14 protein-coding genes and 1 riboswitch are annotated in these 15316 nt (G+C 39.0%); of the genes, 9 read left to right on the top strand and 5 right to left on the bottom strand.

Features of this window, described 5'->3' with window-relative positions:
* Positions 1-39: 39 nt before the first annotated feature.
* The 6 genes from MHI34_RS13030 (at position 40) to MHI34_RS13055 (ending at position 5550) form a co-directional block, all read left to right on the top strand.
* A complete protein-coding gene (locus MHI34_RS13030; RefSeq protein ID WP_342503517.1) occupies positions 40-993 on the top strand; it encodes a DUF1177 domain-containing protein in 954 nt (317 codons plus the stop codon).
* On the top strand, positions 986-2254 hold the full coding sequence (locus tag MHI34_RS13035) for an ArgE/DapE family deacylase (protein WP_340809370.1): 1269 nt from the start codon (positions 986-988) through the stop codon (positions 2252-2254). Before MHI34_RS13030 ends, MHI34_RS13035 begins: the two co-directional genes overlap by 8 nt.
* 135 nt (positions 2255-2389) lie before the next feature.
* On the top strand, positions 2390-3151 hold the full coding sequence (locus MHI34_RS13040; RefSeq protein ID WP_036118741.1) for an IclR family transcriptional regulator: 762 nt from the start codon (positions 2390-2392) through the stop codon (positions 3149-3151).
* An 11-nt stretch (positions 3152-3162) separates the two neighbouring features.
* Positions 3163-4086, top strand: a complete 924-nt coding sequence (locus tag MHI34_RS13045; RefSeq protein ID WP_342503518.1) for an aminopeptidase — start codon at positions 3163-3165, stop codon at positions 4084-4086.
* Positions 4087-4322: 236 nt separating this feature from the next.
* Positions 4323-4790, top strand: a complete 468-nt coding sequence (locus tag MHI34_RS13050; RefSeq protein ID WP_036118781.1) for an NUDIX domain-containing protein — start codon at positions 4323-4325, stop codon at positions 4788-4790.
* The gene (locus MHI34_RS13055) at positions 4774-5550 is read left to right on the top strand and encodes a prolyl oligopeptidase family serine peptidase (RefSeq protein WP_036118745.1); all 777 of its coding nucleotides are present in this window, start codon (positions 4774-4776) and stop codon (positions 5548-5550) included. The genes MHI34_RS13050 and MHI34_RS13055 overlap by 17 nt, the downstream gene beginning before the upstream one ends.
* Positions 5551-5647: 97 nt before the next feature.
* Here MHI34_RS13055 and MHI34_RS13060 read toward each other — a convergent pair whose 3' ends face one another.
* Together MHI34_RS13060 and pckA are read right to left on the bottom strand one after the other, a co-directional pair.
* Positions 5648-6604, bottom strand: coding sequence for an alpha/beta hydrolase (locus MHI34_RS13060; protein ID WP_342503519.1), 957 nt, complete (start codon positions 6602-6604; stop codon positions 5648-5650).
* Positions 6605-6689: 85 nt separating this feature from the next.
* The gene (pckA, locus tag MHI34_RS13065; RefSeq protein WP_036118749.1) at positions 6690-8276 is read right to left on the bottom strand and encodes a phosphoenolpyruvate carboxykinase (ATP); all 1587 of its coding nucleotides are present in this window, start codon (positions 8274-8276) and stop codon (positions 6690-6692) included.
* Between the two features lie 389 nt (positions 8277-8665).
* Positions 8666-8784: riboswitch (SAM riboswitch) on the top strand.
* 257 nt (positions 8785-9041) lie between these two features.
* Between pckA and metK the strand changes: the two genes are divergently transcribed.
* On the top strand, positions 9042-10238 hold the full coding sequence (metK, locus tag MHI34_RS13070) for a methionine adenosyltransferase (RefSeq protein WP_058845047.1): 1197 nt from the start codon (positions 9042-9044) through the stop codon (positions 10236-10238).
* 177 nt (positions 10239-10415) lie between these two features.
* Here the strand turns inward: metK and MHI34_RS13075 are convergent, their stop codons facing one another.
* Positions 10416-10928: a gamma carbonic anhydrase family protein gene (locus tag MHI34_RS13075; protein WP_036118752.1), complete on the bottom strand. Its 513-nt coding sequence runs from the start codon at positions 10926-10928 to the stop codon at positions 10416-10418.
* A gap of 134 nt (positions 10929-11062) precedes the next feature.
* Between MHI34_RS13075 and MHI34_RS13080 the strand changes: the two genes are divergently transcribed.
* A complete protein-coding gene (locus MHI34_RS13080; protein WP_036118754.1) occupies positions 11063-11869 on the top strand; it encodes an alpha/beta hydrolase in 807 nt (268 codons plus the stop codon).
* 127 nt (positions 11870-11996) lie between these two features.
* Positions 11997-13505: an alanine/glycine:cation symporter family protein gene (locus MHI34_RS13085; protein ID WP_036118756.1), complete on the top strand. Its 1509-nt coding sequence runs from the start codon at positions 11997-11999 to the stop codon at positions 13503-13505.
* A 64-nt stretch (positions 13506-13569) separates the two neighbouring features.
* On the opposite strand, the gene MHI34_RS13090 is transcribed toward MHI34_RS13085, so the two are convergent.
* Together MHI34_RS13090 and MHI34_RS13095 are read right to left on the bottom strand one after the other, a co-directional pair.
* The gene (locus MHI34_RS13090; RefSeq protein ID WP_058845048.1) at positions 13570-14145 is read right to left on the bottom strand and encodes a class I SAM-dependent methyltransferase; all 576 of its coding nucleotides are present in this window, start codon (positions 14143-14145) and stop codon (positions 13570-13572) included.
* On the bottom strand, positions 14142-15098 hold the full coding sequence (locus MHI34_RS13095; protein ID WP_036118760.1) for a TIGR01212 family radical SAM protein: 957 nt from the start codon (positions 15096-15098) through the stop codon (positions 14142-14144). Before MHI34_RS13095 ends, MHI34_RS13090 begins: the two co-directional genes overlap by 4 nt.
* Between the last annotated feature and the right edge of the window lie 218 nt (positions 15099-15316).

The raw sequence follows: 15316 nt of genomic DNA on the forward strand, positions 1-15316 counted from the left end.
ATTGAATAAATTATAGAAGTAAAAAGGAGCGGACTGATTATGTCATTGAAGCATGTTATTGAATTATACGAGGTAATGGATAATTTCCATGTTAACGGAGAAACGATTAAAGCCTATTTACACAGCATTGATCCAACAGCAGATGTGAAGATCAAAACGATTAAAGGTGAAAGTGGCTCAACGGATTTTGTGCGTGTACTAGTGAAAGGAAAGCAAGGAAAATCCTCTGGTGGTCAGGCACCGACGTTAGGCATTATTGGTCGTCTCGGTGGTATTGGAGCACGTCCTGAAATGACAGGCTTTGTATCAGATGGAGATGGAGCACTAGCATGTATGGCAGGTGCAGCCAAAGCCATTGGTATGGCGTTAAAGGGTGATCAGTTAGAAGGAGATGTTATTTTCTCAACGCATATTTGTCCAACAGCACCCACTTTGCCACATGAGCCAGTGCCATTTATGAACTCTCCAGTGGATATTAGTGTCATGAACGAAAATGAAGTGGAAGAAACAATGGATGCCATTCTATCAATCGATACAACGAAAGGCAATCAAGTATGTAACCATAAAGGGTTTGCCATTACGCCAACAGTCAAAGAAGGTTACATATTAAAAATCAGTGATGATTTATTGCACGTTTACACACAAGCAGCAGGAATTTCTCCAGTTGTACTACCGATTACCATGCAAGACATTACACCATATGGCAATGGTTTATTCCATATTAATAGTATTTTACAACCAGCTGTGGCAACAACAAGCCCTGTTGTAGGTGTGGCTATCACAACAGAATCTGTCGTGGCAGGCTGTGCAACAGGCGCCACACATGTAACAGATGTAGAAAATGTAGTTCGATTTGTATTAGAAGTAGCAAAAACGTATGGAGCTCATAAATGTTCCTTCTTTGACGAAAAGCAGTTTACACATATGAAAAATTTATATGGAAGCATGCATCATCTACAAACGAAAGGAAAAGAGGTATATACACATGAATGATTTACAAGCACTCAAAGCGCAATTATTAGAGGCAGTTGAAAAGCATCAAGATGAACTGATTGCATTTTGTTCGAAACTCATTCAAATTCCTAGTGTCAATCCTCCAGGAGATACGACTGAAATAACTGCTTTTATCGAAAACTATTTACAGGATGTTGGCATTACTTATCAAAAATACGAAGCTGCAGATAAAATGTTTAATTTAGTAGCTTCTATTGGGAGTGGTGAGGGAAAGGAACTCATTTATTGTGGTCATACAGATGTTGTTCCTGTTGGTGATTTATCAAAGTGGGAATTCAATCCATTTTCAGGGGAGGTGAAGGATGGCTGGATGCTGGGCCGTGGTGCAAGTGATATGAAAGCTGGTTTAGCTGGTATTATTTTTGCAACAAAGCTACTAAAGAAATTGAATATTGAATTACCAGGGAAACTAACATTGGCGATTGTGCCAGATGAAGAAACAGGCGGCGAATTTGGTGTTCCGTGGTTGTTAGAGCGAGGTTTTGTGCAAGGAGATGGTTGCTTAATCGCTGAGCCTTCTTCACCGCTAAATCCAACCATTGGGCAAAAGGGTTCTTATTGGTTTGAATTAGAGGTTCGTGGGGAACCTGGACATGGAAGCCTATCACCTTTAGCTGGGAGAAATGCTATTGTCGATGCCATTCGAGCTATTCAAGAGATTCGTACACTATGGGATTTGGAAATTACGATCCCAGAAGAGGTACTGCCACTTATCGAGGTATCTAAAAAATACATGCGAGAGGTGGAAAAAGATCGTTTGAAATATCAAGAAGTTTTAGAGAAAATTACTGTAAATATTGGTACAATTGAGGGAGGTACGAAGTCCAACGTAATCCCAGATTATTGCAAGGTTCAGGTCGATTGTCGCTTACCATTCGGTATTACACAAGAAGAAGTAACAGAAATTTTGAAACATAAACTAGATGGTTTGGCTATTGATTATTCAATCAAACGTTTTGGCTTCAAAAGTGTAGCAAATTATACGCCTGCCGAAAATCCTGTATGCCAATCCATTGTGGAAAATATTTCATTTGTAACAGGGCAAGAGGCATATGGTGTTATGCAATGGGCAAGTAGTGATGCTCGACATTTCAGACAATATAATATTCCTGTATTGCAGTACGGCCCAGCCTATTTACCAAGTATTCATGGTTACAATGAAAAAGTGCGTGTTGAGGATATCGTACGCTGTGCAAAAGTATATATTACTGCTGCTGTTGATTTCCTATATCAAAAGTAAGAGATTAGCTACTCTCTTACTTTTGATAAAGTGATATCAGGTGCTGACGGCTGCTAAATCTGTCGCTTATTTCCCCCTTTAAGAGAAAGATTTGCAGCCGTTTGTACAGATAAATAGATCAAAAGGATGAGAGATATGCTAAAGACGTTAAATTTATCAATTGCGGTTTTAAAAATGTTTACAAAAGAAAAGCCCATATGGGGTGGAAGAGAGTTAGCAATGGCGATGAATATGAATCATACAAATTTATATCGCATTCTTGAAACCTTTGAAAATAATGGGTTTATTACAAAAGATCCTGTAACAAAAAAATACTCACTCGGTATTGCTTTATGGGAGATTGGTATGAATATGTATGATTCATTAAACATAGATCAGCTATGTATGCCGGTTCTTGAGAAATTAAAAGATGTCACAGGCGAAACAGCTATTTTTACTGTACTGAATGGACTGGAAGCGTTAACATTACTAAAAGCCGAACCTGTTAATAAGGTGAAATTTACTGTTTCAAGAGGAAGTAGATCCCCACTTTATGTAGGGGCATCCTATCGTTCGATGCTTGCTTTTCTAAATGAAGAGCAAATTGCCAAGGTGATTGACGAGCCTTTAACAGCCTATACGAATAATACGATGACAGATGCTAATGAAATACGAGCAGAGCTGGAAAAAATTCGTGCGTGTGGTTATGCACTCAGTAACAGTGAATATTCTGTTGATGTACTGGCACTTGCCATGCCCATATTCAATAGTGAAGATCAGGTCGTAGCCTCCATTACTGTTTCTGGACCAATCTATCGTTTTACGGAACAACGTGTTCCAGAAGTTTTAGAACCATTAAAAGAGGCGAGAAATGAAATAGAAGGAATTATTCGTAGATATCATTTGAATTTTAATTAAGGAGTTTTATTATGCAACATTTACATGATATTGCACTTACTATACTAAAAGGTAATCTAAATGTTCAATCATCTGAAACACTGTTAATCTTAACAGATATTCATAAGCAAGATATTGCGCAAATCTTTTATAAAGCTGGGCAATCTATTACAGCGAAGACAATGTTAATGGTAATGCCGCTATTAGATAAATCTGGACAGGAGCCAATCCAAGCTGTTTCGACGCTGATGACGAATGTCGATGTCACGCTTTGTATTACCTCGCACTCATTAACACATACAGCTGCTCGTAAAAACGCCTGTGAACAGGGTGGCCGAGTGGCGACAATGCCAGGTGTTACAATGGATATGCTAGAGCAAGGTGCGCTACATGCAGATGCACAGGAAATAGAAGATATGGTAGGAAAATATGTTCATTTACTTGATGCAGCAAAAAATATTCGCATTGACAAAGACGGGCATACATTAACGTTTAGTGTAGAAAATCGTTTGGGAATTCGTTCTACAGGTGTTATACGCCAAGCTGGAGAGCATGGAAATATCCCTTCTGGAGAATCTTATATTGCACCACTAGAAACATCTGCGAATGGAGAGATTTTAGTGGATGGTTCGATTGCTAATATAGGTGTTTTAAAGGAGCCATTATTATTAAAAATCACGAATGGTCGTTTAGAGGAGGCAATCGGTCCTGATGGTCCTCAATTACTTGCTTTACTTGGTGAAGGAAATGGTAGAATCATTGCAGAGTTTGGCATCGGAGCGAATAAAAGTGCCATCCTATGTGGTAATATACTAGAGGATGAGAAGGTGTATGGGACAATCCATATTGCATTTGGTAGTAATAAGCCATTCGGTGGAGCAAATATGGCTGATGTCCATATTGATTGCGTTGTGAAAAACCCCACTGTCTATTTCGATGGTCAGCAAGTCATCTAAGGAAAAGCGTGTCTTCATATGAAGCACGCTTTTTTGCTTTACCTCACTATAGTTTACAGTTGCTTGTCTTTGTAGGATTACACTATAGTTAACATAGATAAGCTAGAGGAAAGGAAACATTTTGCATCTAGCATTCCGTTAAACTAGGAACCAACAGTAGATCCTGTCCATAAAATAGGAGCAAAGAATAGGTATAGCTTCTATTGGTCATCAAGAAAGAACGTGAGGTTGAAAATATGCTAACATTTACAGATTTACATGGTCTACAAGTAGATTTGAGTTTTTCAAGAGGGGAATTTGAAGTCGAGCCAAAGCACGTCCTTGTTTTGTTAAAGCATGAAAATAAATGGCTATGTACTATTCATAAACGACGTGGTGTAGAGGTGCCAGGGGGCAAATTAGAGCAAGGTGAAACTTTAGAGGAGGCGGCTATTCGGGAAGTTTTCGAAGAGACGGGTGTCCGTGTGAAAAATCTCCAATGGTTCGCAGAATATGCCGTTCATGATGCCATTGTGTTTTGTAAATCTGTTTTTACTGCACAATTTTTAACGCAGGAGGACATTGAATTTGATTTAGAAACATCGGGTATGCTTTGGCTAACGGATGAAGAATTTGCTCATCATCCTAATTTAAGCTTTCATATGAAGGATGAGGGTATGAAGAAAATGCTGGAGGAGTTGAAAGACCGTGACATACAATGGTGAAATTGTGGAAAAACGTGCCTATCCCTCACCGAATCCAGCCATACGACTAACAGAAATAACCTATCTATCACAGGGCTTACGTATAAAAGGATTATTAGCAGAGCCAAAGGCAGAAGGTACATATGATGGTTTTTTATATTTAAGAGGGGGCATGCAAAGCATTGGGATGGTAAGACCTTCACGTATTGCCCAATTTGCTGCACAGGGCTTTATCGTTTTTGCCCCATACTATCGTGGAAATCGTGGTGGAGAAGGCCGTGATGAGTTTGCAGGAGCAGACCGTTATGATGCTGTTTATGCCGTAGATGTTCTCAAGCAATATTGTAATGACAATATACATGTTTTTGGTTTTTCTCGTGGGGGAATTATGGCTCTTTGGACAGCCATTTTAAGAAAGGATATTACCTCGGTCGTCACATGGGCAGGTGTTTCGGACGCAACAGCCACTTATTGGGAACGTACGGATATGCGCAGAATGATGAAGCGTGTAATTGGCGGAACACCGAATCGTGTACCAGAAGCATATGATGCGCGAACCCCACTTTTCGAGATAGAGCAGATCACTGCGCCTGTATTAATCATACATGGCTATCGTGATGAAAATGTAGATATCGAACATGCCAGACAACTAGCCTTTTTTTTAGAAGATGCGAATAAATCATACGAAACCTGGTATGATCCAGACCATGCACATCAATACCCACCAGCAAAAAATCGTGAAACCGTCCGTGCCCTTTGTGAATGGATGAAACAGCAATAAATAAATGATGAAAAAAAATACCCCCTTCCTTAGAATAGCTATCCACTTCAGGCAAGATAGCTATGCTAAGGAGTAGGGGGCAATAAAGGGGTGATGATTATTTCATGTTACTTTCTAAAAATTGTTGTATGGTAGCCCAGTAAAGCGCGCTTGCAACACTTTCTGCGCCACCATGCCCAGCTCCCTCAACAATCAACTTTTGCTTTGGTACATTTGCCGCTTCATATACTTCATTCAACATGGTAGATGGAACGAACGTATCGTTGTCTCCATGAATAAACAACATGGGTGTCTTCGATTTTGCCACTTGTTCAACTGCACTCGCTTCACCTAATGTATAGCCTGCTTTTAGTTTCGTCACTACAGAAGAGAAATGCATGATTGGAAATGCAGGTAAGTGAAAGATTGCTTTCAACTGATAGGAAAATTCATCCCATACTGAAGAATAGCCACAATCCTCAATGATTGCTTTAACGTTTGTTGGTAAATTCTCTCCTGAAGCCATCATGACAGTGGCTCCACCCATCGAAACACCATAAAGAACAATTTCAGCGCTCTCATTTAAGCTGACAATGTGATTGACCCATGAAACAACATCAAAACGATCATGCCAGCCCATGCCAATATAATCTCCTTCACTTTTACCATGGCCTCTCGCATCTGGAATAAGTACATGATAGCCCATATCATAAAAATGTTTAGCATACTTTGTCATTTGTGCGCCTTCGCTTGAATAGCCATGAAAGATGATAGCCCATTTGTCAGTGGGGTGATCATTTTGGATAGAGTAAGCATGGAGCTTTAGCGAATCATAGGATTGAAGCGAAGCATCTTCATATTGCTTATGAAACCATTGCTCAGTTGTTTCTTTCTCTTTAGCTTCCTGAGGATTGACAGCTATTACATTATGAGGTGCATCTAGCACTGCTGTTTTATCAGTGTCAGGATTTAATGCCAGATTATAAAAGTAATTTCCTGCAAAAAAACCAGCGCCAACAAATAAAGCTAACAACATTATAAGAATAGAAAATAGTATTTTATATTTTTTTGTCATATGTATCTCCCTAATACTAGCTACCTTCAAGGTAAAGAAAAAGAGAACGAATGAATTCGTTCCCTTTGATTCTTGTGTCTAGTCGTTATTTTAATGGGCCACCAAGTGTAGTAATGGCATCAGAAACGTTTGAGAATTTCTTGAAGTTTTCGTTGAATAAGCCTGCAAGTTCAGCAGCTTTCGCATCATATGCAGCTTTATCTGCCCATGCTTCACGAGGATTTAACACTTCTGACGGTACACCTTCAACTGCTGTTGGAATGTGTAAACCGAAGACAGCATCTTGTGTCGTTTCAACATTTGTTAATTTTCCGTCGATTGCTGCACGTACCATTGTGCGTGTGTAAGACAGCTTCATACGGCTACCTGTACCATATTCGCCACCAGTCCAACCAGTGTTCACTAGGAATACTTGTGCACCATGCTCGTCAATTTTTTGACCTAACATTTCTGCGTACACTGTTGCTGGAAGTGGAAGGAATGGAGAACCGAAGCAAGTAGAGAATACTGGTTCTGGCTCTGTTACACCGCGTTCAGTTCCAGCAAGCTTAGAAGTGAAACCGCTTAGGAAGTGATACATTGCTTGCTCTTTTGTTAATTTACTGATTGGAGGTAATACGCCAAACGCATCAGCTGTTAGGAAGATGATTGTTTTTGGATGACCTGCAACAGAAGGATCAACAATATTTTCGATGTATTGGATTGGATAAGCTACACGTGTATTTTCTGTTAATGAACCATCATCATAGTCACAAATACGAGTTTCTGGATCAACAGCTACGTTTTCTAAAACAGAACCGAAGCGGATTGCATTGTAGATTTCTGGTTCTTTCTCAGCAGAAAGGTTGATTGTTTTTGCATAGCAGCCACCCTCAATGTTGAATACACCATTATCAGACCAGCCGTGTTCATCGTCACCAATTAGCTTACGATCTGGATCAGCGGATAATGTCGTTTTACCAGTACCAGATAGACCGAAGAATAATGCCACATCGCCAGCTTCACCAACGTTTGCTGAACAGTGCATTGAAAGGATACCTTGCTGTGGTAATAAGTAGTTCATGATACCAAAAATAGATTTTTTCATTTCACCAGCATATTCAGTACCACCGATTAAGATCATTTTCTTTTCAAGTGATACTATGATGAAAGTTTCAGAAGCAGTACCATCAACTGCAGGGTCTGCTTTAAAGTTAGGAGCAGAGATGACAGTGAAGTCTGCAACATGAGAAGCTAATTCTTCTTCAGTTGGACGGATAAATAATTGATGAGCAAAAAGGTTGTGCCAAGCGTATTCATTAATTACTTGGATGCTTAATTGTGAATCTTTGTCAGCACCTGCGAAGCCTTTAAATACGAATAACTCGTCACGTTCTTTTAAATATTTTATTACTTTTACATATAAGTTATCGAACACTTCAGAAGAAATCGGTTGGTTGACTTTACCCCAGTCAATTTGATCTTTTGTGCTTTCTTCTTCTACCGTATATTTATCTTTAGGTGAACGACCAGTGTATTTGCCAGTTTCTGCACGAACTGCGCCATCTACTGTTAACATTGCTTCACCACGAGATGTAGCTTTTTCTGCTAATTGTGGTACTGAAAGTTGAACATTAATGTTACCGCCGTTTAATAATTCCTTCAGTTCGTTTGCAATTTCTACTGAATTCATCGATTAAATACCATCCTTTTTTATAGTATTCCCTTGATTTAGAGGGATTTTTTCTTAATTTCAAAAATAGTATAACACAATTGCTTAAATAATCTATACTAATTAAGAAATTATTTTAGAGTTTTTATCACTTTTCAATAAACTGACAAAAAATAATGTTTTTCGAGTAGAATCCGATCAATCCTACTGTAATTAGGCGCAAAAATTGAGCCACACATATGTTACCACAAGTAGCTAGGTATGTTGTAGGGATTAATTTGCTTCTATTTACATCATCATCCAAGTATGAAAAGTTTTTGTGTAATCAGTTCCTTCCTTTCTATACAGTAATACATAAGAAAATATTTGACAACGTTCAACCTTTTCAGTAACATGAAAATGAACGGATACTCTTATCCCGAGCTGGTGGAGGGTCAGGCCCTGTGAAACCCGGCAACCTGCATGTTTTATTTCACAGCATGCGTTGGTGCCAACCTGATGCAAGGGAACATCCCTTGAACGATAAGAGTGAAAGGTTACGAAGTCATTATTCCTTTCCTCATGTGCAGTAACGTGAGTAAAGGATTTTTTTATTGCTAAAAAAGAATGTAAAGGTAAGTATATGTAGTTCTTTCCTTATTATAATGACAGATCTTTCGAAATCCTCGTGTTAAAAGCAGCAGTAACGGCTTGAGAGTTCAATCCTTAGGAGCGGACTTGACATGGGTAATGAGTACCGTATTCATACACAACTACTTTTTGTAAGAGTAATAGGAGGAAAACCAAATGACAAACCGTCGACTGTTTACATCAGAGAGTGTAACAGAAGGACATCCAGATAAGATTTGTGATCAAATCTCGGATGCCATTTTAGATGCTATTTTAGCAGAAGATCCAAATGCACGTGTAGCGTGTGAAACAACTGTCACAACAGGATTAGTATTAGTAGCAGGAGAAATAACTACTTCTACTTACGTTGATATTAAAGGTATCGTTCGTGATACTGTAGCAGAAATTGGCTATACACGTGGTAAATATGGCTTTGATGCTGAAAATCTAGCGGTGCTTGTAGCTATTGGCGAACAATCGCCTGATATTGCACAAGGTGTTGACCAAGCTTTAGAGGCTCGTGAAGGCTCTATGACAGATGCTGATATTGAAGCAATTGGTGCTGGTGACCAAGGTCTAATGTTTGGTTATGCATGTAATGAAACACCTGAACTAATGCCATTGCCAATCAGCTTAGCACATAAATTAGCACGCCGATTAACAGAAGTTCGTAAATCAGGTGAATTAGCGTATTTACGTCCTGATGGAAAAACACAAGTAACGATTGAATATGATGACAATAATGTACCTGTGCGAGTGGATACAATTGTTATTTCAACACAACATGATGAAGAAGCAACACTTGAACAAATTCAAGCTGATCTGAAAGAATTTGTTATTGCACCCGTTGTGCCAAGTGAATTATTAGATGCAAACACGAAATACTTTATTAACCCGACTGGCCGTTTTGTTATCGGTGGACCTAAAGGGGACGCTGGTTTAACAGGACGTAAAATCATTGTTGATACATACGGTGGTTATGCACGTCACGGTGGTGGCGCATTCTCTGGTAAGGATGCAACAAAGGTAGACCGTTCAGCGGCTTATGCGGCACGTTATGTAGCAAAAAACATTGTAGCAGCTGGCTTGGCAGAACGCGCTGAGGTACAACTTGCCTATGCGATTGGTGTGGCTCAACCAGTTTCCATTGCGGTTGACACATTTGGTACAGGTAAAGTGAAAGAAAGCGCAATCGTAGAGTGGGTACGTGAGCTATTTGATTTACGTCCAGCAGGTATTATTAAAATGCTAGATTTACGTCGTCCGATTTATAAACAAACGGCAGCTTATGGTCATTTTGGTCGTACAGATTTAAATGTACCATGGGAACAAATCGATAAAGCAGATGCTCTACGAGAAAAGGCACATCTATAAACTATTGAGCTAAAGTAATGAAGACATTAGAAAATTATTCTAATGTATTAAAAAGGAAAGGGGCAATATTGTCCCCTTTGTTTTACAAAAAATCCCTCGCTACGATCCGTGAACATTTTGGTTACACGGAAATGCGAGGTATTTTTTTCGTTAATATTGAATTTTTGTGTATATTGTTTACTTCTGAAGGGATTTATAATATTGTCCTTTTTCTGCATATTCGCGCACGATACGTTCCATATCCTCTTTATCTTCTGCATTTAATTCACGGACTACTTTTGCCGGACGACCTAATGCTAAACTATTCGGAGGAATGACTTTACCAGGAGGTACTAGGCTTCCTGCCCCAATAAATGCACCCTCTCCAATCTCTGCCCCGTCTAATATAATGGAGCCCATACCAATTAAAGCATTTTTGCGAATTGTACAGCTATGTAAAGTGACTTGGTGTCCAACTGTTACCTCATCTTCAATAATTAGCGGAAATTTTGGGCTTTGATGTAAGCAACAAAGATCTTGGATACTGACACGTTTCCCAATAATGGTTGGGGAAACATCACCACGAATGACCGTATTAAACCAAATGGTTGTTTCAGCACCAATTGTTACGTCGCCCGTAACAGTTGCGTAATCAGCAATGAAGACAGATGGATCGATCTTTGGCATTTTATCTTTAAATGGATAAATCATGAAAATCGCCTCAATTCTTTCTATAATGTAGTATTATCGTATCAAATACGCAACTTTATGGAAATATAAAATTAAAATGAGCTATTTATTTCGATATAATCAATGTGTAATTATTTTTTAGGAGGACTATGTGAATGTGGAAATGGGAAGCTGAAGGACAAGCAAAGGCTGTGATTGCTATAGTTCATGGTGCATATGAAAATCACCGATGGTATGCATGGCTGATAGAGAAATTAAGATTGGAAGGCTTCCACATAGTCATGGGAGATTTACCTAATCATGGCGTGAATGCAAGGTTTGCTCGTGTCCATGATGAGGACTTCAAATTGTACAATAAATATACAAGAAATCTGATTGAGAATGCTTTTTCATATAATTTACCAACTTTTGTAATAGGACATGGGCTTGGAGCAACGTTAGTTCTTCACACAATGCAAAAGAAGCAATATGAATGTGCAGGGATTATTTTGACATCACCGTGGCTGCAATTAAAGCTTTTACCAGGTAAATTATCAAATGCTTTAACGAGTCTAAGTGCATTGACTGCAAATGTTAAAATGACTCACAATATTTCATATGAGAACCTTACACGCAATGTTGAAGGTAGGGACGAAATGAAAGATGAGGTACCATTCATGTCAGTCGTTTCAGTGAAATGGTATCGAGAGCTTCAGCAGATGATGAAAAATTTAGTGATGCTTCCAAAAGGTGAATTTCCGAATATGCCTATGCTCATTATGACAGCTGAGAAAGATAAAATTACGGAAACACGACAAACTCGAAATTGGCTCCATCAACAAGAGTTTACAGAGTTTCAATTTAAAGAATGGGCAAATTGCTATCACAATTTATTTCACGAAGTAGAACGAGAAGAGATTTTTATGTATATTCGTGATTTTATTAATAATGCTCTTCGAAGAATCGGTTATATCATTAAATAGGTTTTATCCCTTCCATTTACTAGAAGACTTACTTAAATATTGTTACTTAAATATAATGTTGTAATTTTCAGAAAAGTGTAATACTATAATGACTTAAAGTATGGTATTTTCAAATTGGAGGGGTATAATGGAGGTAATCGTTGGTAAGTTGAATGGCATTTTATGGGGTCCGTGGTTTATTTATGGTATTTTATTGATTGGACTTTTTTTCTCAATCATCACAAGATTTCTACAAGTTAGACACATTAAAGACATGTTTGTTTTAATGTTTAAAGGGGAGAAATCGGAAAAGGGGATTTCATCTTTCCAAGCAATGTCGATTGCATTATCAGGCCGTGTAGGTACTGGTAATATTGCTGGTACTGCAACTGCAATTGGGATGGGGGGACCTGGTGCTGTCTTTTGGATGTGGGCAATCGCTTTCATTGGTGCGGCTACCGCATATGTAGAGTCAACATTAGCACAAATCTATAAAGAAGAAAAAGATACGGAATATCGTGGTGGACCAGCCTTTTACATAGAAAAGGGAATGGGTCAAAAATGGTTTGCAGTTATTTTTGCTGTAGCTGCGTTGATTGCAATGCTAATTTTAATGCCAGGTGTGCAGTCTAACGCCATTGCAGGAGCTGTTGAAAACGCTTTTGGTCTGGATACATGGATTACAGGACTGATTATTGTAGTGTTGTTAGGTGCTATTATTATTGGGGGAGTTAAATCTATCGCGAATGCTGCCCAAATCATTGTACCGTTCATGGCATTAGCATACATTATTATGGCTATTATCATTATTGCTATGAATATTTCTGAGGTACCTGCAGTCTTTGCTTTAATTTTCTCAAGTGCCTTTGGTGCACAAGAGATTTTTGGTGGTATCATTGGTTCTGCGATAGCTTGGGGAGTGAAGCGTGGCATCTATTCCAATGAAGCTGGTCAAGGAACAGGGGCGCACCCTGCTGCTGCTGCGGAAGTATCACATCCTGCTAAACAAGGGATAGTACAAGCGGCGTCTGTGTACATTGATACATTATTAATTTGTTCTGCTACTGCATTTATGATTTTATTTACAGGTATGTACAATGTACATGATGAAAAGGCCGCTGAAGGAGCAGATCCATTTATCCATATTGGGGAATTCAATAGTGGCGGATTAGCAGGCGATGAGCAAATGACATTTGCGAAAAGTATTGAAGCAGGTGCTGCTTATACACAATATGCAGTTGATTCATCATTACCTGGTTTTGGAGCTCCATTCGTAGCAATCGCGTTATTCTTCTTTGCCTTTACAACAATTATGGCCTATTACTATATTGCTGAAACGAATGTCGCCTATTTATTCAGAGGTAGCACGGAGAAGATTTTCATTTGGATTGCGAAAATTGCCATTTTAGTTGCTGCCTTTTATGGTACAGTCCGTACGTCTGACCTAGCTTGGGCAATGGGAGATGTGGGTCTTGGACTAATGGTTTGGATTAACGTTCTTGCTATTTTAATTATTATGAAACCAGCTATCGTAGCATTAAAAGATTACGAGAAACAGAAAAAAGAGGGGAAAGACCCTGTCTTTGATCCTCGTAAACTAGGCATTAAGGGTGCAGATTTCTGGGTTGATTATAATGAGCAACGTAAAAATAAATAGTAAATGACGAAGGCTATCTACTAGTTTCTATTAAACTAGTAGATAGCCTTTTGCATGTCATGTATTAAATAGGAAATTCTTTCATTTTCTCTAACGCAATAACGAAAGGTGGATCATTTTGTTGATTGAGAAACTCGTATTTTAAGACATGTACATGTTTTTGTGGAAGCCTACTAACATAGTCCATGACCGTATCTCGTTCTTCCCTACCACCAGGATGACCATGATAAATAACAAGAATGATTAGGCCGCCAACCTTCAAAAGCTTTAGTAAATCCTCAATAGCTTGTGTCGTTGTAGCGGGCTTTGTAATAATGTCATGATTGCTGCCAGGTAAATAGCCAAGGTTGAAAATGGCTGCAGCTACAGGTTTGTGTACATACTGTGCTACGTCTTCATGCCCTTTATTAAGGACCAGTGCACGATGCTCTAAACCGTGATCTAAAAGGCGAAGGAGTGTTGCATCAACCGCTTCTTTTTGAATATCAAAGGCATAAACTTGTCCATTATCCCCCACAAGCTGTGCTAGAAACAATGTATCATGACCGTTTCCAGCAGTAGCATCGACGACCGTATCTCCCTCATCTATACTGTCCTTTAAAAGCTGCTGTGCATATTGTAAAACACGTTGTAGTTTCATTTTGTAACCTCAGCCTTATAAAACTTCCCTTGCCAGCTGCCACGACGTTCAAGCTCGGCATCAATACCATTCAATACTTCCCATTTATTGACGCTCCACATTGGTCCAATCATTAAATCAATCGGTCCATCGCCGGTAATACGATGAATGACCATTTCAGGTGGGAGAAGTTCTAATTGATCTGCTACTAGTTTTGTATAGACATCCTGATCTAAAAATTCTAACATGCCTTTTTCATATTGCTTCACCATTGGCGTCCCTTTTAGTAGATGTAGTAAGTGGATTTTTATGCCTTGGACATCTAGCTGTGCTACTGCTCGAGCAGTTTCCATCATCATGTCATAGTCTTCAAGAGGCAGGCCATTAATGATATGTGAGCAAACACGTATGCCGTGCTTGCGCAATTTTTCAACGCCTTCCACATAGGTTGCATAATCATGGGCACGATTAATCAGATTCGCTGTTTTTTCATGCACGGTTTGAAGACCAAGCTCAATCCATAAATACGTACGCTCGTTTAACTCTGCTAAGTATTCCACGACATCATCTGGCAAACAATCAGGGCGAGTAGCAATGGAAAGACCAACAACACCTTCTTGTGCTAAAGCAGCTTCAAATTTTTCCTTTAAAACTGGCAGTGGGGCATGTGTATTTGTATAGGCTTGGAAGTACGCCATATATTTGCCGTCCTTCCATTTCTGATGCATTTTGTCTCGGATTTCAGCAAATTGTACATCGATTGGATCTACCTTATTACCGGCAAAATCACCAGAGCCTGCAGCACTGCAAAATGTACAGCCACCAAAAGCGACTGTGCCATCACGGTTTGGACAATCAAAGCCTGCGTCTAATGCGACTTTAAATACTTTATGTCCGAATTGATCACGTAAATAGCGATTCCATGTATAATACCTTTTTCCTTCTGAAGGAAAAGGAAAATTCGTTTCTGTCATTTATTTCACTCCTCTAACGCTTTATTCTATCATGTGCTTTTCGTTCCGTCATGGGGGAAGGGCTTGATCGTTACATCAATGAAGAAAAATTGTAATGAAAACAAGAAAAAGACTTTTAAAACTTAGTTAAAGTATGATGGCATACTTGTAAAAAGGGTAAAATTATTTTTCTTGTGCTTTTAAGGTTTTCAGCATAAACTAGCTATTTAGAGAGGCGA

Origin of the sequence: Lysinibacillus sp. FSL L8-0126 (genome assembly GCF_038630385.1) — a bacterium.
Classification (GTDB): Bacteria; Bacillota; Bacilli; order Bacillales_A; family Planococcaceae; genus Lysinibacillus; species Lysinibacillus fusiformis_D.

Coding starts and splice junctions, on each gene's coding strand:
- MHI34_RS13030 (WP_342503517.1), top strand. CDS start 40: ATGTCATTGAAGCATGTTATTGAATTATACGAGGTAATGGATAATTTC.
- MHI34_RS13035 (WP_340809370.1), top strand. CDS start 986: ATGAATGATTTACAAGCACTCAAAGCGCAATTATTAGAGGCAGTTGAA.
- MHI34_RS13040 (WP_036118741.1), top strand. CDS start 2,390: ATGCTAAAGACGTTAAATTTATCAATTGCGGTTTTAAAAATGTTTACA.
- MHI34_RS13045 (WP_342503518.1), top strand. CDS start 3,163: ATGCAACATTTACATGATATTGCACTTACTATACTAAAAGGTAATCTA.
- MHI34_RS13050 (WP_036118781.1), top strand. CDS start 4,323: ATGCTAACATTTACAGATTTACATGGTCTACAAGTAGATTTGAGTTTT.
- MHI34_RS13060 (WP_342503519.1), bottom strand. CDS start 6,604: ATGACAAAAAAATATAAAATACTATTTTCTATTCTTATAATGTTGTTA.
- pckA (WP_036118749.1), bottom strand. CDS start 8,276: ATGAATTCAGTAGAAATTGCAAACGAACTGAAGGAATTATTAAACGGC.
- metK (WP_058845047.1), top strand. CDS start 9,042: ATGACAAACCGTCGACTGTTTACATCAGAGAGTGTAACAGAAGGACAT.
- MHI34_RS13075 (WP_036118752.1), bottom strand. CDS start 10,928: ATGATTTATCCATTTAAAGATAAAATGCCAAAGATCGATCCATCTGTC.
- MHI34_RS13080 (WP_036118754.1), top strand. CDS start 11,063: ATGTGGAAATGGGAAGCTGAAGGACAAGCAAAGGCTGTGATTGCTATA.
- MHI34_RS13085 (WP_036118756.1), top strand. CDS start 11,997: ATGGAGGTAATCGTTGGTAAGTTGAATGGCATTTTATGGGGTCCGTGG.
- MHI34_RS13090 (WP_058845048.1), bottom strand. CDS start 14,145: ATGAAACTACAACGTGTTTTACAATATGCACAGCAGCTTTTAAAGGAC.
- MHI34_RS13095 (WP_036118760.1), bottom strand. CDS start 15,098: ATGACAGAAACGAATTTTCCTTTTCCTTCAGAAGGAAAAAGGTATTAT.